Raw genomic sequence first — 22,132 nt, forward strand, 5'->3', positions numbered from 1 at the left:
ACTGCGGGCACGGCCCGACACGCAAGGAGACAGTCGCATGCAACCGAAGATCTGGATCACGGGCGCGCTGATCGGCGCGGGCTTGCTGGCCTCGATGCCGGCCTTCGCGCAGGAAAAACTCACCGTCTGGTGGGGCAAGGGCTTCTACAAGGCCGAGGACGACGCGCTGTTCGCGGCCATCAAGAAGTTCGAGACCAAGTACCCGAAGGTCAAGATCGAGCTGTCGCTGTATGCGCCGCAGGAAATGATTCCGAAGTCGGTGGCTGCGCTCGATGCCGGCAATCCGCCGGACGTGGCCTATGGCGATGTCTACGACTTCCAGGTCACCGCCAAGTGGGCCTACGAGGGCAAGCTGGAAGACATCTCCAGCATCATCGATCCGATGCGCGCCAAGTTCGAACCCTCGGCGCTGTCGACGACCTTCCTCTACAACAACGCCAATCAGAGCCGGGCCTATTACGCCTTCCCGATCAAGCAGCAGACGATGCACATCCAGTACTGGAAGGACATGCTCGCCGATGCCGGGTTCAAGGAAAGCGACATCCCGAAGGACTGGAAGGGTTACTGGAGCTTCTGGTGCGACAAGGTGCAGCCCGCCTACCGCCAGAAGACCGGCAACCGCGGCTTCGCGACCGGCTTTCCGATGGGCGTCGATTCGAGCGATTCGTTCTATTCGTTCCTGACCTTCATGGACGCGTACAACGTCAAGCTGGTCAGCGATTCGGGCAAGGTGCTGGTCGACGACCCGAACGTGCGCCAGGGCCTGATCAATGCGCTGACCGACTACACGCAGGTCTACAACAAGAGCTGCACGCCGCCGTCGGCCACCAACTGGAAGGACCCCGACAACAACGTCGCCTTCCACAACAAGACCATCATGCTGACGCACAACGCGACGATCTCGATCGCCGCGAAATGGCTCGATGATTCGAACAATGGCACCTTGACCGAAGCGCAGCGCACGGCCGCCAAGAAGAACTACACCGAGCTGATCGCGACCGCCGGCTTCCCGAACAAGCCCGATGGCTCGAAGATGACCTACCGCGCCGCGGTCAAGACCGGCGTGATCTTCAAGGATGCGAAGAACAAGGCGATGGCCAAGCAGTTCGTCGCCTTCATGCTCGACGACGCCAACCTGACGCCCTACGTCGAAGGCTCGCTCGGCCGCTGGTTCCCGGTGACGAAGGCGGCGCAGCAAAGCGCGTTCTGGAAGAGCGACCCGCATCGCCTGGTGGTCTACAACCAGTTCATGGCCGGCACGACGCCGTTCGAATTCACGAAGAACTACAAGTTCACCGTGCTGAACAACGAGAACGTCTGGGCCAAGGCGATGAACCGCATCCTCAGCGAGAAGGTGCCGGTCGACAAGGCCACCGACGAGCTGATCGCGCGCATCAAGGCCGTCGCCAACTGAAGCCCTCGAGCGGACGACTCGCGTGAGCCACGTTCTCGCCATCCCGGCCGCGCCGGCCGTCCGCAAGGCGCTCAGTCCCTGGGCCTGGTGGGGGCGCGCGCTGGTCGTGCCCTACCTGCTGATCTTCCTGGTCTTCGTGCTCTATCCGGTCGGCTACGGGCTGTGGCTGGCGCGCCATCCGGCGAGTTATGCCAAGCTCTTCGACGACCCGATCTTCTTCCGCACCGCGATCAACACGGTGATTTTCGTCGTGATCGCGGTCAACCTGAAGATGGCGCTGGCGCTGGCGCTGTCGGGCTTCTTCGTGGTGCAACGCTGGTGGATCCGCGCGCTGTCGATGCTGTTCATCCTGCCGTGGGCGGTGCCGTCGATCCCGACGATCCTGTCGGTGCGCTTCATGCTGAACCCCGAATGGGGCGTCATCAATTCGACGATCTTCCGGTTGACCGGACTCGACGGTCCCAACTGGCTCAACGACCCGACGCTGGCACTGAGCTTCTCGATGCTGATGCACATCTGGAAGTCGCTGCCGTTCTGGACGCTGATCCTGATTGCCGGCCGGCTGGCGATTCCGTCCGAGCAATACGAAGCCGCCAGCGTCGACGGTGCGACGCGCCTGCAGAAGTTCCGCTTCATCACCTGGCCATCGATGCGCGGCCTGTATTTCACGTCGACGATCCTGTCGATGATCTGGACGCTGGGTGATTTCAATTCGGTCTACCTCTTGACCGGCGGCGGGCCGGCCGACCTGACGCACGTGCTGGCAACGCTGGGCATCCGCTACCTGCGGCTCGACCAGATCGAGCTGGCGATGGCCTCGATCGTCGTCGCGCTGCCCCTGGTCCTGCCGCTGGTCTACGTGATGATGAAGAGGCTGTCGAAATGATCAGCGCGAAGAGGGCCTGGGCCGAGACCCGGCTGCTGCTGATCGGCATTCCGGTCCTGCTGTGGACCATCGTTCCGGTCTACCACCTGTTCCTGTTCGCGATCTCCGAGCGCGACTCCGCGACGTCCGGCCGGCTGTGGCCGAAGGACCCGACGCTGCAGAACTTCCAGACCGTGCTGCAGCAGCAGCACTTCTACCTGAACCACTTCTGGCAGCAGCTCGGCAATTCGCTGATCATCGCCTTCGCGGTGGGCATCCTGACGCTGTTCATCGCCACGACGGCCGCGTTCTCGATCAGCCGCCTGAAGGTGCGCGGCGGCCGCACGGTGATGAACCTGGCGCTCTTCACCTACTTCATCCCGGCCGCCTTCCTCGCGGTGCCGATGTACAAGACGATGGCCAACTATGGCCTGCTGAACAACCGCTGGTCGCTGATCCTGGCGATGGTGACGATCGCGTCGCCGTACTGCATCTGGGTGCTGAAGCAGGCCTCGGACAAGCTGCCCTGGGAGCTCGACGAAGCCGCGCGCATCGATGGCGCGACGCCGCTGCAGCTGTTCCGCCTGGTCTACGTGCCGCTGATGGTGCCCTCGCTGGTGGCAGTCGGCACCTATGCGCTGCTGCTGGCGTGGAACGAGTACCTGTACGGCTTCCTGCTGCTGTCGAATGAAACCGATTTGACCCTGGCGGTCGCGCTGGGCAACTTCCTGGCCGCCGACGATTCGCCGTGGGAGCTGCTGATGGCCACCGGCCTGATCTACGCGCTGCCACCGGCCGCGATCTACTACGCCTTCAAGCGCTACATGGTGTCCGGCCTCACGGCAGGCGCCGTCAAGTCCTAACCCAAATCCGACATGGCCGCTGTCTCCTTCCGCAACATCCAGAAAGCCTACGGCAAGGTCGCCGTGATCCATGGCCTGGGCTTCGACATCGCCGACGGCGAGTTCGTCGTGCTGGTCGGTCCGTCCGGCTGCGGCAAGTCGACGCTGCTGCGCATGCTCGCCGGGCTGGAGGAGATCACCGGCGGCGAGATCGTCATCGACGGCAAGGTCGTCAACGAGCTGGAATCGAAGGACCGCGACATCGCGATGGTCTTCCAGAGCTACGCGCTCTACCCGCACATGACGGTGCGCGAGAACATGGGCTTCAGCCTGCGGCTGCGCCGCGCCGATGCGAAGCTGACGGCCGAGCGCGTCGACAACGCCGCGCGCATCCTGAACCTGGACGCGCTGCTCGAGCGCTATCCGCGCGAGCTCTCCGGCGGCCAGCGCCAGCGTGTCGCGATGGGCCGCGCGATCGTGCGCGACCCGAAGGTCTTCCTGTTCGACGAGCCGCTGTCGAACCTCGACGCCAAGCTGCGCGTCGCGATGCGCGCCGAGATCAAGGCGCTGCACCAGCGGCTGAAAACGACCACTGTCTATGTCACGCACGACCAGATCGAAGCGATGACGATGGCCGACCGCATCGTCGTGATGCACGACGGCATCGTCGAGCAGATCGGCACGCCGCTGGAGCTGTTCGACCGGCCCGGCAACCTGTTCGTCGCGCAGTTCATCGGCTCGCCGGCGATGAACGTCTTCCCCGGCAAGCTCATCGACGACGCCGAAGGCCGCGGCGTCGAGGCGCTCGGCGCACGCTGGCCGGTCAACGGGCTGCGCGCGGGCAGCGCCGGCCAGCCGGTGCACTACGGCGTGCGGCCGGGTGACATCGAACTCGCCGCGCACGGCGTGCCGGCCAAGGTGATCGTCGTCGAGCCGACCGGCGCCGAGACCGAGCTGCTGCTGCAGGTCGGCTCGAACGGCAACGAACAGAAGCTGACGCTGGTGACGCATGGCCGGCCGACGGCGCAGCCGGACGATGTGGTGCATCTGGCGATCGACGGCGCGAAGGCGCATGTCTTCGATGGCGCCGGCGGGCAGCGGCTGGCGTGATGTGGACACCTTGCAGGTCATCGTGATGGGCGTCAGCGGCTGCGGCAAGTCGACGATCGCGCGTGAGTTGGCGAGCACGCTCGGCGTCGAGTTCGTCGAGGGCGACGAGCTGCATCCGCCGGCCAACGTGCAGCGCATGGCCGCGGGCATCCCGCTGACCGACCACGACCGGCGCGACTGGCTGGCCGCGATCGGCGAGCGGCTGGGTGCGGCGCATGCGGCCGGGCGCGGCCTGATCGTTGCCTGCTCGGCCCTGAAGCGCCGCTACCGCGACGACCTGCGCCAACGCGCACCAGGTCTGAAGCTGGTTCACCTGCACGGCGACCCCCCGCTGCTGGCCGAGCGCCTGCAAGGCCGCAGCGGCCACTACATGCCACCTTCGCTGTTGCCGAGCCAGCTGCAGGCGCTGGAAGTGCCCGGTGCCGACGAGGATGCGCTGGTGCTCGACATTCGCATGCCGCCGGCGCGCATCCTGCAGGAGGCGCTGGTCGGACTGGCGGCACAGCTCAAGAGGTCGGCCGCATGATCGACGCGACCACTTTTCGGCTCGATGGGCGGCTGGCGCTGGTCACCGGCTCGTCGGCGGGCATCGGTTTCGCCGTGGCGCGGGGCCTGGCCGAAGCCGGCGCGACGATTGTGCTGAACGGCCGCGATGCGGCGCGGCTCGACGCGGCGGCGACCGAGCTGCGGCGCGCCGGCCACACGGTGCACGCCCACGGCTTCGATGTCACGCAGCGCGCGGCCGTCGATGCCGCCGTCGAGACCATCGAATCGACGATCGGCCCGATCGACATCCTGGTCAACAACGCCGGCATGCAGCGCCGCGGCGTCTTCCACGAATACGATCCGGCCGACTGGGAGGCGCTGATGCGCACCAACGTCGACAGCATGTTCCACGTCGGCCAGGCGGTCGCACGCCGCATGGTGCCGCGCGGGCGCGGGCGCATCGTCAACATCTGCTCGGTGCAGAGCGAGCTCGGCCGCCCCGGCATTGCGCCGTATGCCGCGACCAAGGGCGCGGTGAAGATGCTGACCAAGGGCATGGCGATCGACCTCGGGCCCTACGGCATCACCGTCAACGGCCTGGGTCCGGGCTACTTCAAGACCGAGCTGAACGCCAAGCTCGTCGACGACCCGCAGTTCAGCGCCTGGCTGATCAACCGCACGCCGTGCCGCCGCTGGGGCGAGGTCGACGAGCTGGCCCCGGCCGCCGTGTTCCTCGCCAGCGATGCGGCGCGCTTCGTCAACGGCCATATCCTCTATGTGGACGGCGGCGTGACCGCCACACTTTAGGAGCCTCCTTGACGACCTTCAGCAAAGTCATCCTGTTCACCGACACCGACGGCCGCGCCCGCTTCCGTGAAGAAGCCGTGCCCCTGACCGAAGGCAAGCCGGCCGCACGGCTGTCGCCGCTGATGCCCTCGGGCGGCCTGCAGCTGCGCGAAAGCCCGGTCGGCTTTCGCAGCGAATTTCATTGCACCGACAACCCGCAATGGGTCTTCATCCTCGGCGGGCAGATGGAGATCGGGCTGCAGGACGGCAGCTCGCGGGTCTTCTCGCCCGGCCAGCATTTCTACTCGGCCGATGTCCTGCCGGCCGGCGCGGCCTTCGATCCGGCCGTGCACGGGCACTGGAGCCGCCAGGTCGGCCCGGATCCGCTCATCACTGCCTTTGTACGCGGCTGAATCGACAAAACGTGGCCACCCACCTACCCGTCATCAAGAACGTCCACGGCAACACGCTGGACGTGCTGGGCGAGGCCATCGTCGCCGGCCGTTATCCGCCGGGCCTGGCGATCCCGCCCGAGCCGATGTTGTGCGAGGAGCTCGGCATCAGCCGCACCGTCGTGCGCGAAGCGGTGAAGTCGCTGGTCGCCAAGGGGCTGCTGGTGACCGGGCCGAAACTCGGCACCCGCGTGATGCCCGAGGAACACTGGAACTGGTTCGACCCCGACGTCGTCGTCTGGCAATCGAAGATCGGCCTGACGCGCGAGTTCCTGCGCGACCTGCAGGAGCTGCGCCGCGTCGTCGAGCCAGCAGCCGTGCGGCTGGCCGCCGAGCGCGCCACGGCCCAGGACATCGGCGAGATCGAGGTCGCCTTCGCCGGCATGAAGGCGGCGATCGAACAGGGCGGCGACTACGTCACGCACGACCTGCGCTTCCACCAGGGCCTGCTGCGCGCCTGCCACAACCGCATGTTGGTACAGATGAGCAAGGCGCTCGGCGCGCTGCTGCGCACCAGCTTCGAGATCTCGACCTCCCGGCCCGACGGTCCTGCCAGCTCGCTGCCGCTGCATCGCGCGGTGCTCGATGCCGTCATCGCACGCTCGCCGCCGCGCGCCGAGCGCGCCATCCTGACGCTGATCGACAGTGCGCGCGAGGACATCGAGCAGGTGCTGGCGTCGCGGCGCAAGCTGCCCTCGTTGAGCCAGCCGGCCCCGCCGCTGAAGGCGCGCGTGCCGTCGATCACCCGCTAACTTCCGAACGACACGGAGCTTCAATCCATGGATGTGCTGATCACCGGAGGCGCCGGCTTCGTCGGCACGCGGCTGGCGCGCGAGCTGCTCGGGCGCGGCGAGCTGGACGGCCGCGCCATCCGGCGCCTGGTGCTGGCCGACCAGGTCGCGCCGCCGCCGGCGCTGGCGCTCGATGCGCGCGTCGAAACACGCGTCGGCGCGCTGCTCGACCAGTGCGCCACGCTGCGCGACGAGCCCTTCGACGCGGTGTTCCACCTGGCCTCGGCGGTCAGCGGCGAATGCGAGCGCGACTTCGAGCTCGGCCTGCGCTCGAACCTCGACACCACGCGCGCGCTGCTCGACGCGCTGCGCGCCGCCGGCAACGCGCCGCGCCTGGTCTTTTCCAGCACGATCGCCGTCTTCGGCAACGACGCCCGCCACCCGCTACCGCCGGAGGTGAACGACGACACGCTGCCGGTGCCGCAGACCTCCTACGGCACGCACAAGCTGATGTGCGAATACCTGATCGCCGACTACAGCCGCAAGGGCTTCATCGACGGCCGCTCGGCGCGGCTGGCCACCGTCACGGTGCGGCCGGGCCGGCCCAACGGCGCCGCGTCGTCGTTCTTCAGCGGCATCGTGCGCGAGCCGCTGGCCGGCGTCGAATCGATCTGCCCGGTCGCGCCGGCGGTGCGGCACGGCTTGTCGTCGCCGCGGCGCACCGTCGAGGGGCTGATCGCGCTCTTCGAAGCCGACCGCGAACACCTGGGCAGCCGGCTGGCGCTGAACCTGCCAGCGCTCAATGTGAGCGTGCAGCAGATGCTCGACGCGCTCGAAGCGGTGGCCGGCCGCGCGGTGCGCGACCGCGTGCGCTTCGAAGCCGATCCGGCGATCGTGCGCATCGTCGACGGCTGGCCCACCGGCGTGATCGCGGCGCGCGCGGCCGCGCTCGGGCTGCGCCCGGAGACCAGCTTCGAGCACGTCATCGCCGCCTACATCGAGGACAACGCCGGCGATGCCGCCGCGCTGCGCGGCCTGCCCGGAAGGGGCGCATGAACCAGATCGACCTGCGCGATCGTGTCGCGGTGATCACCGGCGGCGCGCAAGGCATCGGCTACGCCACCGCCGAACGGCTGCTGCAGTCGGGCGCCCGCGTGCTGCTGTGGGACATGGATGCCGATCGGCTGGCCGCGGCGCGCGAGACGCTGGCGGCGTTGGGGCCGGTCGACACCGCGGTCGTCGAACTGTGCGACGAAGCCGCGGTCAACGATGCCGCGGCGCGCGCCGGCCGCGTCGACATCCTCGTCAACAACGCCGGCATCACCGGCGGCAACGCGCCGACCTGGGAGCTCGATCCCGCCACCTGGCGCCGCGTGATCGAGGTCAACCTGATCGCGCCCTACCTGACCTGCCGCGCGCTGGTGCCGGGCATGCTGAACGCGGGCTACGGCCGCATCATCAACATCGCCTCGGTGGCAGGCAAGGAAGGCAACCCGAACGCCTCGCACTACAGCGCGTCGAAGGCCGGGCTGATCGCGCTGACCAAGTCGCTGGCCAAGGAGACCGCGCAGCGCGGCGTGCTGGTCAACGCCGTTGCGCCGGCCGCGGCGCGCACGGCGATCTTCGACTCGATGACGCCGCAGCACATCGAGTACATGCTCGGCAAGATCCCCATGGGCCGCTTCGTGATGCCGGCGGAGATCGCTGCGCTCGTCGCCTGGCTGGCCAGCGCCGACTGCTCGTTCTCGACCGGGTCGGTGTTCGATATCTCGGGCGGCCGGGCGACGTACTGAGACGCCACCCATTCGAGCGTCAAGTCGCGGCCCGTTGCGGTCGTTCGGCGCCGCATGCAGAGACTGAGCGAGCCAAGGCCACGGGGTACCCGCTGCCGCTCGTGTCCCCCGGTCGCTCCGCTCCCTCCTCCTCTTACCTCGCTGCAGCGGGTACCCCATGCCCTTGGCAACGGCACCGCGGTGGCACGCGAAGAGTAAATTCCAGGGCCGTGCCGGATCGGGACGGCAGGGTGTCCTGTGGAGCGAGGTAAGAGGAGGAGGGAGCGGAGCGACCGGGGGACACGAGCGCAACAGGGCACCCTGGCGGCCTGATCTCGCTGAGTCTTCAATCGCAACGACCGCTCAGGGCCGTGAGCAGACCGTCGCTTCAAGTCCCGACATCGGTCCCGCTCATACCGTGCGCATGCCACGCCGGCCGCCGCAGCAAGACGCCACAATGGCCGCACGATGTCCACGCAGACGCTGCTCTGGATCGACGACCACACGCCGCTGCCGCCGACGCGCCGCGCGCTCGGACCCGACAGCGAGGCACCGGGGCTGCTGGCCGCCGGCGGCCGCGTCACCCCGGCGCGGCTGGAGGAGGCCTACCGTCACGGCGTCTTCCCCTGGTACAGCCCGGGCCAGCCGGTGCTCTGGTGGAGCCCCGATCCGCGCATGGTGCTGCACGTGGCCGACTTCAGGCTCTCGCATTCGCTGCGCAAGACGCTGCGCCGCTTCGTCCGCGACCCGGCCTGCGAGATCCGCATCGACAGCGCCTTCGCCGCGGTGATGCAGGCCTGCGCCAGCGTGCCGCGTGAGGGCCAGCACGGCACCTGGATCGTGCCCGAGCTGCTGCAGGCCTACGGCGCCTGGCATGCATTGGGCCGCGTGCACAGCGTCGAGACCTGGATCGGCGGCGAGCTGGTCGGCGGGCTCTACGGCGTCGGCATCGGCCGCATGTTCTATGGCGAATCGATGTTCGCCTTCCGCACCGATGCGTCGAAGATCGCGCTCGCCGCGCTGGTCGCCTTCTGCCGCGCGCACGGCATCGGGCTGATCGATTGCCAGCAGCACACCCGGCACCTGGCCTCGTTTGGTGCGCAGGAAATCCCACGTCCGGCGTTTGAAGCCCACTTGGCGTACGCGCTGGCCGCGCCGGCACCGCCGACCTGGGCCTATCATTCCGGGCTGTGGGCGCAGCTGGGAATCGGCGCGCCCGCATCCGACCGAAGCCCTTCCCAGACGGCGTGACGCATCCGAAAGAACTCCCGCTCTCGTCGCTGCAGTTCTACGCGACGGCGCCCTACCCCTGCAGCTACCTGCCGGACCGGCTGGCGCGCTCGCAGGTGGCGACGCCGAGCCACCTGATCCATGCCGACGCGTATTCCGGCCTGGTGGCCAACGGCTTCCGGCGCAGCGGCATGTTCACCTACCGGCCCTACTGCGATTCCTGTCGCGCCTGCGTGCCGCTGCGCGTGCCGGTGGCAGCCTTCGAGCCCAACCGCAGCCAGCGCCGCACCTGGAAACGCCACGGCCACCTGAAGGCGCGCGTGCTGCGCCTGTGCTTCGTGCCCGAGCACTACCAGCTCTACCTGCGCTACCAGTCCGGCCGCCACGCCGGCGGCGGCATGGACCACGACAGCGTCGACCAGTACACGCAGTTCCTGCTGCAAAGCCGCGTCAACTCGCGGCTGGTCGAATTCCGCGAGCCGACGCCCGACGGCAGCGGCAACGGCGAGCTGCGCATGGTGGCCATCGTCGACGTGCTCAACGACGGCATCTCCGCCGTCTACACCTTCTACGACCCCGAGTACAAGGGCAGCCTCGGCACCTACAGCATCCTGTGGCAGATCGAGCAGACCCGGCAGCTGAAGCTGCCGCACGTCTACCTCGGCTACTGGATCGCCGAGAGCATCAAGATGAACTACAAGGCCGAGTTCCAGCCGCACCAGGTGCTGATCGACGGCCATTGGCAGTCGCCGCCGCAGCCCGCCTAGCAGCATCCCTACAATCCGGGGATGCCGATTTCCCCGATTCCCGAGCTCGTCACCGAGCTCGCCGCCGGCCGCATGGTGATCCTCGTCGACGAGGAGGACCGCGAGAACGAAGGCGACCTGGTGCTGGCGGCCGACCATGTCAGCCCGGCGGCGATCAATTTCATGGCCAAGCATGGCCGCGGCTTGATCTGCCTGACGCTGACGCGCGAACGCTGCGAACGCCTGCGCCTGCCGCCGATGGCCACCCGCAACGGCACCGTGCACGGCACCGCCTTCACCGTCTCGATCGAAGCGGCCGAGGGCGTGACGACCGGCATCTCAGCCGCCGACCGCGCGCGCACCGTGCAGGCCGCCGTCGGCCGCGAGGCCAAGGCCAGCGACCTGGTGCAGCCCGGCCACATCTTCCCGCTGCAGGCGCAGGACGGCGGCGTGCTGATGCGCGCCGGCCACACCGAGGCCGGCTGCGACCTGGCCTCGATGGCCGGGCTGACGCCGGCCGCGGTGATCTGCGAAATCATGAACGACGACGGCACGATGGCCCGGCTGCCGGACCTCGAGGTCTTCGCTGCCGAGCACGGCCTGAAGATCGGCACCATCGCCGACCTGATCGCCTTCCGCAGCCACAACGAGACGCTGATCGAGCGCGCCGGCGAGCGCGTTCTGCAGACCGCGCAGGGCAGCTTCCACTGCACCGCCTACCGCGACCGCTCGGGCGGCCTGCACCTGGCGCTGCGCCACGGGCAATGGACGGCGACCGACGAGGTGCCGGTGCGCGTGCACGAGCCCTTCACCGCGCTCGATCTGCTCGACGTGGGCGCTTGCTCGCACTCTTGGCCGCTGCCGAAGGCGCTGGCCGCGATCCAGGAGGCGCAGCGCGGCGTCGCGGTGCTGCTGAACTGCGGGCACGATGTGAAGACGCTGCTGCCGCAACTGCTCGGCGACGGCGCCGGTGTCCCTGCGGCGCGCAGCGGCCAGCTCGACCTGCGCACCTACGGCGTCGGCGCGCAGATCCTGCGCGACCTGGGCGTCGGCCGCATGAAACTGCTCGGCAGCCCGCGCCGCATGCCCAGCATGGTCGGCTACGGCCTCGAAGTCACCGGCTTCGTCACCGCCTAGCCACTGAAGAACAACGAAGGACTGAATGCAAAACGCCAACCAGGGCCGCGCAGCCAACCTCGACGGTGACGGTCTCGCGATCGGCATCGTGCAGGCGCGCTTCAACGCCGAGCTGACGGCCAAGCTCGCCGAAGCCTGCCTCGCCGAGCTGAAGACGCTGGGCATCGAGCCCAAGCTGATCACCCACGTCACGGTGCCCGGCGCGCTCGAGATCCCGGTAGCGCTGAAGGCGATGGCCGACAGCGAGGACTACGACGCCTTGATCGCGCTCGGCTGCATCATCCGCGGCGAGACCTACCACTTCGAGCTGGTCGCCAACGAGAGCGGCGCCGGCGTCACCCGCGTCTCGCTCGACCACCAGCTGCCGATCGCCAACGCGATCCTGACGGTCGAGAACGAGGCCCAGGCCTGGGCCCGCGCCGAGGACAAGGGTCGCGATGCGGCGCGCGTCGCGGTCGAGATGGCCAATCTGATGGACGAGCTGGAATGAGCGACGCTCCGAAAACGGCCGCGAAGGCAGCGGCCAAGCCGCCGCGGCCGAAATCGGCGCGCCGCCGCTCGCGTGAGCTGGCTCTGCAAGGCCTGTACGAATGGCTGGTCGGCGGCGCCGAAGTCACGACGATCGAGGCCCACATGCGCGAGCAGGAAGGCTTCGACAAGGCCGACCGCGTGCACTTCGATGCGCTGCTGCAGGGCTGCATCGCCGAAGCCGTCGACCTCGACGCGGTGCTGGCCCGCCACGTCGACCGCAAGACCACGGAGCTGTCGCCGGTCGAGCACGGCGTGCTGCTGATCGGCGCCTACGAGCTGAAGCACTGCATCGACATTCCGTACCGCGTCGCGATCAACGAGGCGGTCGAGCTGGCCAAGGCCTTCGGCGGCACCGATGGCCACAAATACGTCAACGGCGTGCTCGACAAGACGGCCGGCGATCTGCGACCGGTGGAAGTGGCCGCCAAGCGCGCTGCCGGCTGAAGCGCCGATGAAAACCGCGCGCCGGCTCGACCACATCGAGCCCTTCTACGTCATGGAGTGCGCGAAGGCAGCGTTCGAGATCGCCGCCAGCGCCGAGTGCGACCCGCGCCAGGGCGGCGAGCCGATGATCTTCCTGAACATCGGCGAGCCCGACTTCACCGCGCCGCCGCTGGTACGAGAAGCCGCCGAGCGCGCGATCCGCGACGGCCGCTCGCAGTACACGCAGGCCACAGGGCTGCCGGAACTGCGCGAGCGGCTGTCGCAGTGGTACGCCACGCGCTTCGGGCTGGACATCCCGGCCCGCCGCATCGTCATCACCGCCGGTGCGTCGGCCGCGCTGCAGCTGGCCTGCCTGGCGCTGTTCGAGGCCGGCGACGAAGTGCTGATGCCGGACCCGAGCTACCCGTGCAACCGCCATTTCGTCGCCGCCGCCGAAGCCGTGGCGCGGCTGCTGCCGGCGAGCGCGGAACACCGCTTCCAGCTCGACGCCGCGGCTGTCGAGGCCGCCTGGAGCCCGGCGACGCGCGGCGTGCTGCTGGCCTCGCCGTCGAACCCGACCGGCACCTCGATCCATCCCGACGAGATGCGGCGCATCGATGCCGTCGTGCGCGCGCGCGATGGGGTAACGATCGTCGACGAAATCTACCTCGGCCTGAGCTACGACGAGACCTACGGCCACAGCGCGCTGCAGCTCGGCGAGCACGTGGTCTCGGTCAACAGCTTCAGCAAGTACTTCAACATGACCGGCTGGCGCCTGGGCTGGCTGGTGCTGCCGGAGGCGCTGGTGGCGCCGGTCGAGCGGCTGGCGCAGAACCTCTATATCTGTGCGTCGACGATCGCCCAGCATGCGGCGCTGGCCTGCTTCGAACCCGAGTCGATCGCCGAATACGAGCGCCGGCGCGCCGAGTTCCGCCGCCGCCGCGACCACGTCGTGCCGGCGCTGAACCGGCTCGGCCTGAGCGTGCCGGTACTGCCCGACGGCGCGTTCTACGCCTACGCCGACTGCAGCGCGCACCATGCCGACAGCTGGGCGTTCTGCTTCGAGCTGATGAAGAGTGCGCACGTCGCGCTGACGCCGGGCCGCGATTTCGGCCGCGCCGAGCCGCGCCGCTGGCTGCGCCTGTCGTTCGCCAATTCGATGGAGCAACTGGACGAGGCTTTGCAACGGCTGACACGCGTGCTGTGACATTTGCACGCCGTGCGGGCGTGCAGGGGTGACAACCGGTAAACATCCGGCACAAGCCCACGCATTTGGAATCACGGTCTCCCCGCAGCGCCCTTTAAGCTGCGCCCGGTGAAGCCAAGCCGCCCCTCCGCCCGCGACATGCCGGCCTTCGCGCCGACGCAAATCGATCCGAATCCGCCGCCGCTGGCGCCGGACGAGTGGCCACCGGCCACCTTCGCCGACGATTCGGCGCCGGTGCCGCTGGACCTGATGCCCGAGCCCAACCAGGGCGAGCCGACGATCGGCCATGTCGGGCGCTATGCGCTGAAGCAGCGGCTCGGCGAAGGCGGGCTGTCGCGCGTCTACACCGCCTGGGATCCGATCCTGTCGCGCAACCTGGCGATCAAGACGCTGGAGCTCGGCGCGGTCGGCACGATGCGCGAGACGCTGAACGCGATGATCCTCAACGAGGCCCGCGCGGTCGCCGGCCTGTCGCATCCGAACATCGTCACGGTCTTCGACGCCGGGCTGTCCGAGCGCGGCGTCTACATCGCGATGGAGCAGCTGCCGGGCCAGGACCTGCGCGCGCTGCTCGCCGAAGGCTGGCGCCCCGACGTCTACCGCACCGCGAAGCTGGTGCGCCGCGTCGCCGATGCGCTGACCTATGCGCACGCCAAGGGCGTGATCCACTGCGACATCAAGCCGGCCAACATCCTGATGGTCGACCAGCGCAAGCCCAAGGTGCTCGACTTCGGCATCGCCCGCATCGCCCACCAGCCCGGCGCGCCGATGCTCGAAGGCCTGATCACCGGCACGCCGCACTACCTGGCGCCGGAGCAGATCCGCGGCGGCCCGGTCGACGAGCGCTGCGATGTCTATTCGCTCGGCGTCGTGCTGTACGAGCTGCTGACCGGCCGCAAGGCCTTCGGCGGCACCTCGCTGACTTCCATCACGCAGGCCGTGCTCGAGGGCAACCCGGTGCCGGCGCATGCGCTGGTGCCCGGACTGCCGGTCGAGCTGTCGGAGATCGCCAGCCGCGCGATGGCGCTCGACCCGGCACAGCGTTACCCGTCGGCACGCGAGATGTCGATGGCCATCCGGCGCTGGCAGGCCCAGGCCGCGGCGCAGGCGCAGGCGACGGCCAGCGCGCACGCGGCCGCCGTCGCGGCCAAGGCCAAGGCAGCCTCGCCCGCGGCGACCTCCATTCGGCGAGCCACCCGCCGGCGCCGCGGCGTCGCCCTGGCGGCGATGGCTGCGCTCTTGATCCTCGCCGCGACCGCGGCGCTGCTGTGGCCGGGCGCATCGCCCTGAGATGTCAGCCCCCAGCTCACTTCGTTCGCGGCCCCCAAGGGGCGCTCAGTCGGCTCGGGAGCGGCCCAGCGCCGACTGAGGCCCTGCAGCCGAAGAGCCCTCGGCTATCATCGCCCGGGCCGATGTCCGCGCCCGTCCCCCTGCCCACCCGCCAGCAGCCGTTCCGCTACACCGTGCGCGTGTACTGGGAAGACACCGACGCCGGCGGCGTGGTGTTCTACGCCAACTACCTGAAATTCTTCGAACGCGCGCGCACCGAGTGGCTGCGCTCGCTCGGCGTCCAGCAGCAGGCCTTGCGCGAGACGAGCGGCGCGATCTTCGTCGTCACCGACACGGCGCTGCGCTACAAGCAGCCGGCCCGGCTCGACGACCAGCTCGCGATCACCGTCATCGTCGATGAGTTCCGGCCGGCGTCGATGCGCCTGGCGCAGCAGGCCTGGCGCGGCGACGAGCTGCTGTGCGAAGGTGAAATCCGCATCGGCTGCGTCGACGCCGGAACCTTTCGCCCCTGCCGCATTCCTTCCGCGATCACCACCTTGTTCCAATGAATCAGGATCTTTCCATCGTCAACCTCGTGCTGCAGGCCAGCCTGGTCGTGCAGCTGGTGATCGCCGGGCTGATGGTGACCTCGCTGGCCAGCTGGACGGTGATCTTCTCGAAGGTCTTCGGCTTGCGCCGCCTGCGCGGCAACAACGAGGACTTCGAGCGCGAGTTCTGGTCCGGCAAGAACCTGAACGATCTGTACAACGCCGCCGGCACCAAGCCGAAGACGGCGCCGATGGAGCGCCTGTTCGCCTCCGGCATGCGCGAGTTCCTGAAGCTGCGCGAGCGCCGGCTCGAGGCCGCCTCGCAGCTCGACGGCGCGCGCCGCGCGATGCGCGCGAGCCTGCAGCGCGAGCTCGACATGATGGAGGGCAGCGTCGGCTTCCTGGCCTCGGTCGGCTCGGTCAGCCCCTACGTCGGGCTGTTCGGCACGGTGTGGGGGATCATGCATGCCTTCGTCGGGCTGGCGAACGTGCAGCAGGTGACGCTGGCCACCGTCGCCCCCGGCATCGCCGAAGCGCTGGTGGCCACCGCGATCGGCCTCTTTGCCGCCATCCCGGCGGTCGTCGCCTACAACCGCATCGCGCGCGACATCGACCGCATCGCGATCCAGCTCGAGACCTTCATGGAAGAGTTCTCGAACATCCTGCAGCGCAATGCCGGCGCGCCTCAGCAGCCGCACTGACGCGCACAAGGAGCGTTAGATGCCCGCCGTCGCGTCCCGAGGTTCGCACCGCCGCCGCGCGGTCAGCGAGATCAACATGGTGCCCTTCATCGACGTGATGCTGGTGCTGCTGATCATCTTCATGGTCTCCGCGCCGCTGATCCCCAGCGGCCTGGTCGAGCTGCCCTCGGTGGGCAAGGCGGCGCAGAAGCCGGACAAGGTGATCGAGGTCATCGTCGGCACCGACGAGCGCATCCGCCTGCGCGTCGACGGCGGTGAACCGACGCCGACGACGATGAAGCAGCTCGGCGAGAAAGTGAAGCAGCTGCAGGCCGGCAATGCGCAGGTTCCGGTGGTGATCTCGGCCGACAAGAACGTCAAGTACGAGCAGGTCGTGCAGGCGATGGACCGGCTGCAGAAGAGCCAGATCGCGCGCGTCGGGCTGGCGGTGCGGCAGGGCAATTGAGGCTTCTCTCGTGACCTCGGCCGTCCTCGGTCCGCGCGACATCTGGAAGCCCGAGCAGCCGGGCGGCTTCGGCGTCGGCGCGATGATGGCGCTGATCGCGCATGCCGCGCTGGTGGCGATGCTGGCGGTCGGCGTCAACTGGCGCAGCAGCAGCCCGACCGAGACGATCGTCGCAGCCGAGCTGTGGGCCGCGGTGCCCGAGATCGCCGCACCGAAGCCGGTCGAGCCGCCGCCGCAGCCGACGCCCAAACCGGTCGAGAAGCCCCAGCCCGACCCGCGCATCGAACAGCAGCAGCGCGACGCGCAGATCGCGATCGAGAAGGCCGAGCGCGACAAGAAGCGCAAGCAGGAAGAGCTCGAGGAAAAGCTCAAGCAGGACAAGCTGAAGGAAGAGAAGCTCAAGGAAGAAAAGAAGCGCACCGAGCTGGCCGCCAAGATGCGCGAGCAGCAGCTGGCGCGCCTGCGCGACCTGGCAGGCGCCACCGGCCCGGGCGCGCCGACCTCCACCGGCACCGCCCAGCGCGACGCCGCACCGTCGAAGGACTACGGCGGCCGCATCAAGGCGCGCGTCAAGCCCAACATCCTGCTGACGGCCGAGATCCTCGGCAACCCGATCGCCGAGGTCGAGGTGCGCTGCGCGCCCGACGGCCGCATCGTCGGCCGCCGCATCGTCACGCCCAGCGGCAACCCGCTGTGGGACGAGACCGTGCTGCGGGCGATCGACCGCACCGAGGTCTTCCCGCGCGACATCGACGGGCGTGTGCCCTCCCCGATGCTGCTGAAGTTCGCGCGGCAGGAGTAGCGCGAAGACCCCGGCCTGCTAACTCCGGATATCCCCGCCGGCGATCCAGCGCCGCAGCAGCCAATGGTCCACTGACCAGCGCCCCGGCCCCCACAGCAGCAGCCCGATCAGCAGGCTGCCCCAGAACATGTGCTGCTGCAGCGCAGCGTCGGTGATCTCGGGCAGCGCGATCACCGCAACCGCATTGACGACGAACAGCCCCAGCGCGCCGAAGCGGGTCGCGATGCCCAGCGCCAGCAGCAGCGGCAAGACCAGCTCGGCGGCGGTGCCGAGCATCGCGGCCAGCATCGGCGACAGCAGCGGCACGTGGTACTCGTCCATGAACAGCGCGAGCGTGGTGTCCCAGTCGCGCAGCTTGGTCAGCCCGGAATAGAAGAACACCTTCGCGACGTACAGGCGCGCGGCCAGCAGCGCCAGCGGCTGCAGGGCCTCGAGCAGGTGGGTGATGCGCATCGCTGGCACCGCCAGCGCGCGCAGGGTGGAAGTCCCGTTCATCGTTCCTCTTCTCCGGAAAATTCCAGGCACGGCAGCACCGCTGCCAGCCAGCCGTGCTGCAGCGCCTGCAGCAGCCAGGGTTCGAACTGAAATTCGGCGCCGGCGGCGTCGAGCGCCAGTGCCAGCGGCCGCGCCGCGAGCAGCGCGGTGGTGAAGGCGGCGTCGGCATCCGCCAGCGCCAGCACACGCGGGCGCCAGCCTTCGCGCCAGACCAGCGCGTGCTCGCCGGTGCCGGCCTCCAGCGCCGCGCGCACGCGGCTGAAACGGTCGGCCTCGCTGCTGCGGTGCGCGTGCCAGATCGCGGCCACCGGCCAGCGCGAGGACACCAGCAGCACACTCGGCCGCAGCACCATCGCCAGCGCCTCGGGCGCATCGGTGCCCAGCCGTGGCAGGCCTTCGGGCGGCTGGTGCACGTCGGCGGCGGCTTCGGCGCGGTGCACCGCCCAATCCAGCCGCGCGGCGTCGGCCAGATACGGCACGTCGGCCAGCTGCGGATCGGCGGCGATGAAGCCGGGCAAGGCCGCGCCATAGGCTGCCATATCACCGCAGGTGGGCGGCTGCGCGCGCCAGAAGGCCGCGGCCAGCGCCACGAAGCTCGCTTCGCCGACGAGCTGCTCGACGGTCGGGAATGCCGTGGCCAGCGCGCGCCCGGCCACGGCCTCGCCGTTGCTGCGGTAGGCCGCCAGCGAACGCTGCTCGCGTGCCGGCGTCTCGCGCAGCCAGCCGCGCAGCGCACCCTCGGGGGCCTCGCGCCACAGCGAGCGCAGCAGCAGTTGCTGGCGCAGCGCTTCGCGCTCGCGCGCGTCGGTGCAGCTCATGCGACCACCGCCTCTTCCGCGCGGCAGCACACCGCCTCGTCGACGATGCGCTGCGCGATCGCCGCCTCGTCGAGCAGCACGTCCAGCGGCGGCAGGTCGGTGTCCCATTCGATCAGCGTCGGCACGGCACCGAGCCGTTCGATCGCATGGCGATAGGCCTGCCAGACCGGCGCGGCGACGCGGCTGCCGTGGTCGTCGATGACGATGTCGCCCAGGTCGGCGTGGCCGGCCAGGTGGATCTCGCCGACCGCGGACGGATCCAGCGCATCGATGAAATCGCAGGTCGTGCGCAGCGCCGGCACGCCGGCGTTCAGCGCATTGACGACCAGGTTGTTGATGTCCAGCAGCAGGCCGCAGCCGGTGCGGCGTGCCAGCCGGTTGAAGAAATCGGCCTCGGCCAGGCTGTCGTCGGCCCAGCGCAGGTAGGCGCTCAGGTTCTCGACCAGCAGCGGCCGCTTCAGCCGATCCTGCACGCGCTGCACGTTGGCCGCCATGATGGCCAGCGACGCCGGCGTGAAGGCGATCGGCAGCAGGTCGTTGGCATGCAGAACCGGCTTGGCCGGAGCCAGCGGCGCGCGGGCGAAGCTGGCGTGATCGCTGACGCGCACCGGATCGATGCGCTCGACGAGTTGTGCCAGCCGGTCGAGGTGCCACGGATCGAGCCCGGCGGCCGAGCCGAGGGCCAGGCCGACGCCGTGCAGGCTGACCGGATAGGCCGCGCGGCCTTCTTCCAGCACGGCCAGCGCGGCGCCGCCCTCGGCGAAGAAGTTCTCCGAATGCACCTCGATGAACGCCAGCGCCGGCCGGCGCTGCATCAGCTCGGCGTAGTGCGGCTGGCGCCAGCCGATGCCGGCGTGGAGTTCGGGGCTGCTCATCGGAGAACCGCTTCGCGTGAGGTCGTGGCGATTACTTCTTGGCCTTGGCCTTGGCTTCCGCTTCGGACAAGCCCTTCATGTCCTTGCAGGTGCCCTTGGCGACGTACTTCCACTCGTCGGCGGCCATGTCGGCCTTCGACTGGCCGGCGCAGGAATGCGAGCCGGACAGGTTCGCGCAATCGTTCTGGCCCGCCTTGGCGATGCCGAAGCACTTCTCCTTTTCCTTGGCCTGCGCCGACACCTGGCCGACGAGACCGAGCGCGAGTGCCGAAGCCAGCGCGGAAGAGAGGATCAGACGTTGGTTCATGAAATGACTCCAGTGGGATGAGAGAACAGACAACAACGGATCAGCCTTGCGTTCCGTTCACCTCGTCTGCAAGGCAGCAGCGGGTGACGGACGTCTGTCGGCTGCCCCGGAGAATTCCTTACACTGCCGGTCGTTTCAATCCCTCCGAAACCCTTCGTGACCGATTTCGCGCGCCAGGTCGAAACGCTGCGGCCGCAGCTGTTGCGTTTCGCGCGCAGCCAGTTGCGCAACGACGCCTGGGCCGAGGACGCGGTGTCCGAGACGCTGCTGGCGGCGCTGGAGAAGCCGCAGTCCTTCGCCGGCCAGTCGCAGCTGAAGACCTGGCTGATAGGAGTGCTCAAGCACAAGGTGGTCGACCAGCTGCGCCGCCACACGCGCGAGGCGACGATCCTCAGCAACGACGACGGCGAGGACATCGACGAGGCGCTGTTCGACGAGACCGGCCACTGGCGCGACAAGCCCGCCGACTGGGGCGACCCCGAGCAGCACTGCGGCCAGCGCCAGTTCCTGATCGTGATGGAGGCCTGCATCGAGCTGCTGCCGCCGACGCAGGGGCGCGTCTTCATGATGCGCGAGTGGCTCGAGCTGGAGACCGACGAGATTTGTAAGGAACTGCAGATCACGTCGACGAACCTGTGGGTCTTGCTGCACCGCGCCCGACTGCGGCTGCGGGATTGCCTGCAACTACGCTGGTTCGACCGCCGGCCCGACACACGATGAAACTGCGCCGCACCTGCAAGGAAGTGACCCGGCTGGTCCTCGAATCGGAGGACCGCTCGCTCAGCGCCGTCGAGAAGATCGCGCTGCAGTTCCACTGGCGCGCCTGCGAGGCCTGCACGCGCTTTCGCGAACAGGCGCGCACGATGCGCCGGGCGATGGATCGCTGGCGCAGCTACCGCGACGAAGGCTGATCAGTCGATCGTTCCGGCGGCCAATCGCAGATCGGTCGCACGCGTCAGCGTGATCGCCACCGCCAGCTCGATCGCCTGCACCTGCTGCACCAGCGACAACGGCCGCGCGCCGGGGTGGCGTGCCGCCTGCTCAGGCAGCGGCGGCAGGTGGATGAAGCCGCCGCGGATGCCGGGCGTCGCCTGCAGATGCTGCATCAGGCCGAAGAAGACCTGGTTGCAGACGAAGGTGCCGGCGCTCTGCGACACCTCGGCCGGCAGCCCGGCTTCGCGCAGGCCGGCGCTGATCGCCTTGATGGGCAGGCTCGAGAAGAATGCCGCCGGCGCCTCGGCCTGCACCGGCTCGTCGACCGGCTGCGCGCCCAGGTTGTCCGGGATGCGCGCGTCGACGATGTTGATCGCCACCCGCTCGATCGACACCGCCGAGCGGCTGCCGGCCAGGCCGAGCGCGATCACGCAGCGCGGCTTCAAGCCGTCGAGCGCGTCGAACAGCAGCGGCAGCGCGGTGCGGAAGGCACACGGCAGGCGCCGCGCGACGATCCGGCGGCCAGCGATGCGCCGGCCATCGAGCGTGCGCGCGACTTCCCACGACGGGTTCACCACGTCGCCGCCGAAGGGCTCGAAACCGGTGATCAGGACTTGGTCGTTCATGGCATGGGTTCAGCCGAAGCCGCCGAGGCGCTGCAGCACCGGCTGCAGCGCCGGCAGGTCCGGCGCCTGCCGCAGCAGCCGCTCGGGCGGACACCAAGGATAGGGCAGCTTCGTGACCCAGCCGATCAGCGCGGGCAAGACCTCCGGCGGCAGCAGCTGCATCTGCTCGATCGTGATGTGCAGCGACTGCACCAGGCCTGAGTCCGGCGCGAAGCGCCAGTCGTAGCGGCCGCAGCCGACGCGGTTGATGCCCGAGCCCTTCTCCGACATCACCACCATCCAGTCGCAGCGCCACGAGGCCGACACCGCCGGCGGCGGAACGCCTAAGCAGAAGGTGTAGACGTTCTCGTAGCGCTGGTTGAAGCTCGTGACCAGCAGCTCGGCGATCGCCGCGCGGCCGGCGGTCAGTGCCGGGAAATGAATCGCCGCCGTCTGCACCTGCATCTGCAGCCGCGCGTCGGCGGTGAAGGCCTGGCTCAGCAGGTGCGGTCGGTTGTGGTCCTTGCCGTGCAGATAACAGGTGATTGAATCGGCAGCCGTCGGCATCGTGTCGACAGGCCGTGCGGTGGTTCCGGGCATGC

29 protein-coding genes are annotated in these 22,132 nt (G+C 69.0%); 23 read left to right on the forward strand and 6 right to left on the reverse strand.

What is annotated here, in order from left to right:
* Positions 1-37 precede the first annotated feature (37 nt).
* The 21 genes from HLB44_RS26875 to tolA all read left to right on the forward strand — a co-directional run bounded on the left by HLB44_RS26875 (position 38) and on the right by tolA (position 17,497).
* Positions 38-1,414 (forward strand): ABC transporter substrate-binding protein, encoded by a 1,377-nt coding sequence (locus tag HLB44_RS26875; RefSeq protein ID WP_173130174.1) that lies wholly within the window; start codon positions 38-40, stop codon positions 1,412-1,414.
* Positions 1,415-1,454: 40 nt separating this feature from the next.
* Positions 1,455-2,300, forward strand: a complete 846-nt coding sequence (locus HLB44_RS26880; protein WP_425500873.1) for a carbohydrate ABC transporter permease — start codon at positions 1,455-1,457, stop codon at positions 2,298-2,300.
* A complete protein-coding gene (locus HLB44_RS26885) occupies positions 2,297-3,142 on the forward strand; it encodes a carbohydrate ABC transporter permease (protein WP_173130180.1) in 846 nt (281 codons plus the stop codon). The genes HLB44_RS26880 and HLB44_RS26885 overlap by 4 nt, the downstream gene beginning before the upstream one ends.
* 12 nt (positions 3,143-3,154) lie before the next feature.
* The gene (locus HLB44_RS26890; RefSeq protein WP_173130183.1) at positions 3,155-4,231 is read left to right on the forward strand and encodes an ABC transporter ATP-binding protein; all 1,077 of its coding nucleotides are present in this window, start codon (positions 3,155-3,157) and stop codon (positions 4,229-4,231) included.
* Positions 4,203-4,757, forward strand: a complete 555-nt coding sequence (locus tag HLB44_RS26895; protein ID WP_173131080.1) for a gluconokinase — start codon at positions 4,203-4,205, stop codon at positions 4,755-4,757. Before HLB44_RS26890 ends, HLB44_RS26895 begins: the two co-directional genes overlap by 29 nt.
* Positions 4,754-5,524: a glucose 1-dehydrogenase gene (locus HLB44_RS26900; RefSeq protein ID WP_173130186.1), complete on the forward strand. Its 771-nt coding sequence runs from the start codon at positions 4,754-4,756 to the stop codon at positions 5,522-5,524. Before HLB44_RS26895 ends, HLB44_RS26900 begins: the two co-directional genes overlap by 4 nt.
* A gap of 8 nt (positions 5,525-5,532) precedes the next feature.
* The gene (locus tag HLB44_RS26905) at positions 5,533-5,916 is read left to right on the forward strand and encodes a cupin domain-containing protein (protein WP_173130189.1); all 384 of its coding nucleotides are present in this window, start codon (positions 5,533-5,535) and stop codon (positions 5,914-5,916) included.
* Positions 5,917-5,927: 11 nt separating this feature from the next.
* Positions 5,928-6,707, forward strand: a complete 780-nt coding sequence (locus tag HLB44_RS26910) for an FCD domain-containing protein (protein ID WP_173130193.1) — start codon at positions 5,928-5,930, stop codon at positions 6,705-6,707.
* Positions 6,708-6,734: 27 nt separating this feature from the next.
* Entirely contained in the window at positions 6,735-7,742 is a 1,008-nt protein-coding gene (denD, locus tag HLB44_RS26915; RefSeq protein WP_173130196.1) for a D-erythronate dehydrogenase, read from the forward strand.
* Positions 7,739-8,479 carry an SDR family NAD(P)-dependent oxidoreductase gene (locus tag HLB44_RS26920; RefSeq protein WP_173130199.1) on the forward strand — a complete coding sequence of 247 codons (741 nt, stop codon included), beginning with the start codon at positions 7,739-7,741 and terminating at the stop codon, positions 8,477-8,479. The genes denD and HLB44_RS26920 overlap by 4 nt, the downstream gene beginning before the upstream one ends.
* 447 nt (positions 8,480-8,926) lie before the next feature.
* Positions 8,927-9,709: a leucyl/phenylalanyl-tRNA--protein transferase gene (aat, locus tag HLB44_RS26925; protein WP_173130202.1), complete on the forward strand. Its 783-nt coding sequence runs from the start codon at positions 8,927-8,929 to the stop codon at positions 9,707-9,709.
* Positions 9,706-10,455: an arginyltransferase gene (locus HLB44_RS26930; protein WP_173130205.1), complete on the forward strand. Its 750-nt coding sequence runs from the start codon at positions 9,706-9,708 to the stop codon at positions 10,453-10,455. Before aat ends, HLB44_RS26930 begins: the two co-directional genes overlap by 4 nt.
* 21 nt (positions 10,456-10,476) lie before the next feature.
* Positions 10,477-11,571, forward strand: a complete 1,095-nt coding sequence (gene ribBA, locus HLB44_RS26935; protein WP_173130208.1) for a bifunctional 3,4-dihydroxy-2-butanone-4-phosphate synthase/GTP cyclohydrolase II — start codon at positions 10,477-10,479, stop codon at positions 11,569-11,571.
* Between the two features lie 25 nt (positions 11,572-11,596).
* Positions 11,597-12,061 carry a 6,7-dimethyl-8-ribityllumazine synthase gene (gene ribH / locus HLB44_RS26940; RefSeq protein WP_173130211.1) on the forward strand — a complete coding sequence of 155 codons (465 nt, stop codon included), beginning with the start codon at positions 11,597-11,599 and terminating at the stop codon, positions 12,059-12,061.
* Complete coding sequence (nusB, locus tag HLB44_RS26945; RefSeq protein ID WP_173130215.1) at positions 12,058-12,546, forward strand: transcription antitermination factor NusB; 489 nt, start codon at positions 12,058-12,060, stop codon at positions 12,544-12,546. The genes ribH and nusB overlap by 4 nt, the downstream gene beginning before the upstream one ends.
* Before the next feature lie 7 nt (positions 12,547-12,553).
* Positions 12,554-13,732 (forward strand): pyridoxal phosphate-dependent aminotransferase, encoded by a 1,179-nt coding sequence (locus HLB44_RS26950; RefSeq protein WP_173130217.1) that lies wholly within the window; start codon positions 12,554-12,556, stop codon positions 13,730-13,732.
* A 108-nt stretch (positions 13,733-13,840) separates the two neighbouring features.
* On the forward strand, positions 13,841-15,022 hold the full coding sequence (locus HLB44_RS26955) for a protein kinase domain-containing protein (protein ID WP_173130219.1): 1,182 nt from the start codon (positions 13,841-13,843) through the stop codon (positions 15,020-15,022).
* A gap of 122 nt (positions 15,023-15,144) precedes the next feature.
* Positions 15,145-15,570 carry a tol-pal system-associated acyl-CoA thioesterase gene (gene ybgC, locus HLB44_RS26960; RefSeq protein WP_173130221.1) on the forward strand — a complete coding sequence of 142 codons (426 nt, stop codon included), beginning with the start codon at positions 15,145-15,147 and terminating at the stop codon, positions 15,568-15,570.
* Positions 15,567-16,250: a protein TolQ gene (tolQ, locus tag HLB44_RS26965; protein ID WP_173130223.1), complete on the forward strand. Its 684-nt coding sequence runs from the start codon at positions 15,567-15,569 to the stop codon at positions 16,248-16,250. The genes ybgC and tolQ overlap by 4 nt, the downstream gene beginning before the upstream one ends.
* A gap of 19 nt (positions 16,251-16,269) precedes the next feature.
* Complete coding sequence (locus HLB44_RS26970) at positions 16,270-16,695, forward strand: biopolymer transporter ExbD (RefSeq protein WP_173130225.1); 426 nt, start codon at positions 16,270-16,272, stop codon at positions 16,693-16,695.
* 10 nt (positions 16,696-16,705) lie between these two features.
* Complete coding sequence (gene tolA / locus HLB44_RS26975; protein WP_343051576.1) at positions 16,706-17,497, forward strand: cell envelope integrity protein TolA; 792 nt, start codon at positions 16,706-16,708, stop codon at positions 17,495-17,497.
* 18 nt (positions 17,498-17,515) lie between these two features.
* Here tolA and HLB44_RS26980 read toward each other — a convergent pair whose 3' ends face one another.
* Genes HLB44_RS26980 through HLB44_RS26995 form a run of 4 tightly spaced genes read right to left on the reverse strand, consistent with a single transcriptional unit; the run spans position 17,516 to position 19,992 of the window.
* Positions 17,516-17,992, reverse strand: coding sequence for a DoxX family protein (locus tag HLB44_RS26980; RefSeq protein WP_217283820.1), 477 nt, complete (start codon positions 17,990-17,992; stop codon positions 17,516-17,518).
* Positions 17,989-18,810 (reverse strand): HvfC/BufC N-terminal domain-containing protein, encoded by an 822-nt coding sequence (locus tag HLB44_RS26985; RefSeq protein WP_173130227.1) that lies wholly within the window; start codon positions 18,808-18,810, stop codon positions 17,989-17,991. The genes HLB44_RS26980 and HLB44_RS26985 overlap by 4 nt, the downstream gene beginning before the upstream one ends.
* Entirely contained in the window at positions 18,807-19,685 is an 879-nt protein-coding gene (gene bufB / locus HLB44_RS26990; RefSeq protein ID WP_173130229.1) for an MNIO family bufferin maturase, read from the reverse strand. Before bufB ends, HLB44_RS26985 begins: the two co-directional genes overlap by 4 nt.
* Positions 19,686-19,716: 31 nt before the next feature.
* A complete protein-coding gene (locus tag HLB44_RS26995; RefSeq protein WP_173130232.1) occupies positions 19,717-19,992 on the reverse strand; it encodes a BufA1 family periplasmic bufferin-type metallophore in 276 nt (91 codons plus the stop codon).
* Positions 19,993-20,148: 156 nt separating this feature from the next.
* On the opposite strand from HLB44_RS26995, the gene HLB44_RS27000 reads away from it, so the two are divergent.
* Complete coding sequence (locus HLB44_RS27000) at positions 20,149-20,712, forward strand: sigma-70 family RNA polymerase sigma factor (RefSeq protein WP_173130234.1); 564 nt, start codon at positions 20,149-20,151, stop codon at positions 20,710-20,712.
* A complete protein-coding gene (locus tag HLB44_RS27005; protein ID WP_173130236.1) occupies positions 20,709-20,903 on the forward strand; it encodes an anti-sigma factor family protein in 195 nt (64 codons plus the stop codon). Before HLB44_RS27000 ends, HLB44_RS27005 begins: the two co-directional genes overlap by 4 nt.
* On the opposite strand, the gene pcp is transcribed toward HLB44_RS27005, so the two are convergent.
* A complete protein-coding gene (gene pcp / locus HLB44_RS27010) occupies positions 20,904-21,551 on the reverse strand; it encodes a pyroglutamyl-peptidase I (RefSeq protein WP_173130238.1) in 648 nt (215 codons plus the stop codon).
* 9 nt (positions 21,552-21,560) lie between these two features.
* The gene (locus HLB44_RS27015; RefSeq protein ID WP_246312496.1) at positions 21,561-22,130 is read right to left on the reverse strand and encodes a nuclear transport factor 2 family protein; all 570 of its coding nucleotides are present in this window, start codon (positions 22,128-22,130) and stop codon (positions 21,561-21,563) included.
* Positions 22,131-22,132 lie beyond the last annotated feature (2 nt).

This window comes from Pseudaquabacterium terrae (genome assembly GCF_013266755.1).
GTDB lineage: Bacteria > Pseudomonadota > Gammaproteobacteria > Burkholderiales > Burkholderiaceae_C > Pseudaquabacterium > Pseudaquabacterium terrae.

Excerpts from the sequence above, each read along its gene's own strand:
- nusB (WP_173130215.1), top strand. The coding sequence starts at position 12,058 with ATGAGCGACGCTCCGAAAACGGCCGCGAAGGCAGCGGCCAAGCCGCCG.
- bufB (WP_173130229.1), bottom strand. The coding sequence starts at position 19,685 with ATGAGCAGCCCCGAACTCCACGCCGGCATCGGCTGGCGCCAGCCGCAC.
- tolQ (WP_173130223.1), top strand. The coding sequence starts at position 15,567 with ATGAATCAGGATCTTTCCATCGTCAACCTCGTGCTGCAGGCCAGCCTG.
- HLB44_RS26900 (WP_173130186.1), top strand. The coding sequence starts at position 4,754 with ATGATCGACGCGACCACTTTTCGGCTCGATGGGCGGCTGGCGCTGGTC.
- HLB44_RS26970 (WP_173130225.1), top strand. The coding sequence starts at position 16,270 with ATGCCCGCCGTCGCGTCCCGAGGTTCGCACCGCCGCCGCGCGGTCAGC.
- ribBA (WP_173130208.1), top strand. The coding sequence starts at position 10,477 with ATGCCGATTTCCCCGATTCCCGAGCTCGTCACCGAGCTCGCCGCCGGC.
- HLB44_RS26885 (WP_173130180.1), top strand. The coding sequence starts at position 2,297 with ATGATCAGCGCGAAGAGGGCCTGGGCCGAGACCCGGCTGCTGCTGATC.
- HLB44_RS27005 (WP_173130236.1), top strand. The coding sequence starts at position 20,709 with ATGAAACTGCGCCGCACCTGCAAGGAAGTGACCCGGCTGGTCCTCGAA.
- HLB44_RS26890 (WP_173130183.1), top strand. The coding sequence starts at position 3,155 with ATGGCCGCTGTCTCCTTCCGCAACATCCAGAAAGCCTACGGCAAGGTC.
- ybgC (WP_173130221.1), top strand. The coding sequence starts at position 15,145 with ATGTCCGCGCCCGTCCCCCTGCCCACCCGCCAGCAGCCGTTCCGCTAC.
- ribH (WP_173130211.1), top strand. The coding sequence starts at position 11,597 with ATGCAAAACGCCAACCAGGGCCGCGCAGCCAACCTCGACGGTGACGGT.
- HLB44_RS26920 (WP_173130199.1), top strand. The coding sequence starts at position 7,739 with ATGAACCAGATCGACCTGCGCGATCGTGTCGCGGTGATCACCGGCGGC.
- HLB44_RS27015 (WP_246312496.1), bottom strand. The coding sequence starts at position 22,130 with ATGCCCGGAACCACCGCACGGCCTGTCGACACGATGCCGACGGCTGCC.
- HLB44_RS26985 (WP_173130227.1), bottom strand. The coding sequence starts at position 18,810 with ATGAGCTGCACCGACGCGCGCGAGCGCGAAGCGCTGCGCCAGCAACTG.
- HLB44_RS26995 (WP_173130232.1), bottom strand. The coding sequence starts at position 19,992 with ATGAACCAACGTCTGATCCTCTCTTCCGCGCTGGCTTCGGCACTCGCG.
- aat (WP_173130202.1), top strand. The coding sequence starts at position 8,927 with ATGTCCACGCAGACGCTGCTCTGGATCGACGACCACACGCCGCTGCCG.
- pcp (WP_173130238.1), bottom strand. The coding sequence starts at position 21,551 with ATGAACGACCAAGTCCTGATCACCGGTTTCGAGCCCTTCGGCGGCGAC.
- HLB44_RS26950 (WP_173130217.1), top strand. The coding sequence starts at position 12,554 with ATGAAAACCGCGCGCCGGCTCGACCACATCGAGCCCTTCTACGTCATG.
- HLB44_RS26875 (WP_173130174.1), top strand. The coding sequence starts at position 38 with ATGCAACCGAAGATCTGGATCACGGGCGCGCTGATCGGCGCGGGCTTG.
- HLB44_RS26895 (WP_173131080.1), top strand. The coding sequence starts at position 4,203 with ATGGCGCCGGCGGGCAGCGGCTGGCGTGATGTGGACACCTTGCAGGTC.
- HLB44_RS26980 (WP_217283820.1), bottom strand. The coding sequence starts at position 17,992 with ATGAACGGGACTTCCACCCTGCGCGCGCTGGCGGTGCCAGCGATGCGC.
- denD (WP_173130196.1), top strand. The coding sequence starts at position 6,735 with ATGGATGTGCTGATCACCGGAGGCGCCGGCTTCGTCGGCACGCGGCTG.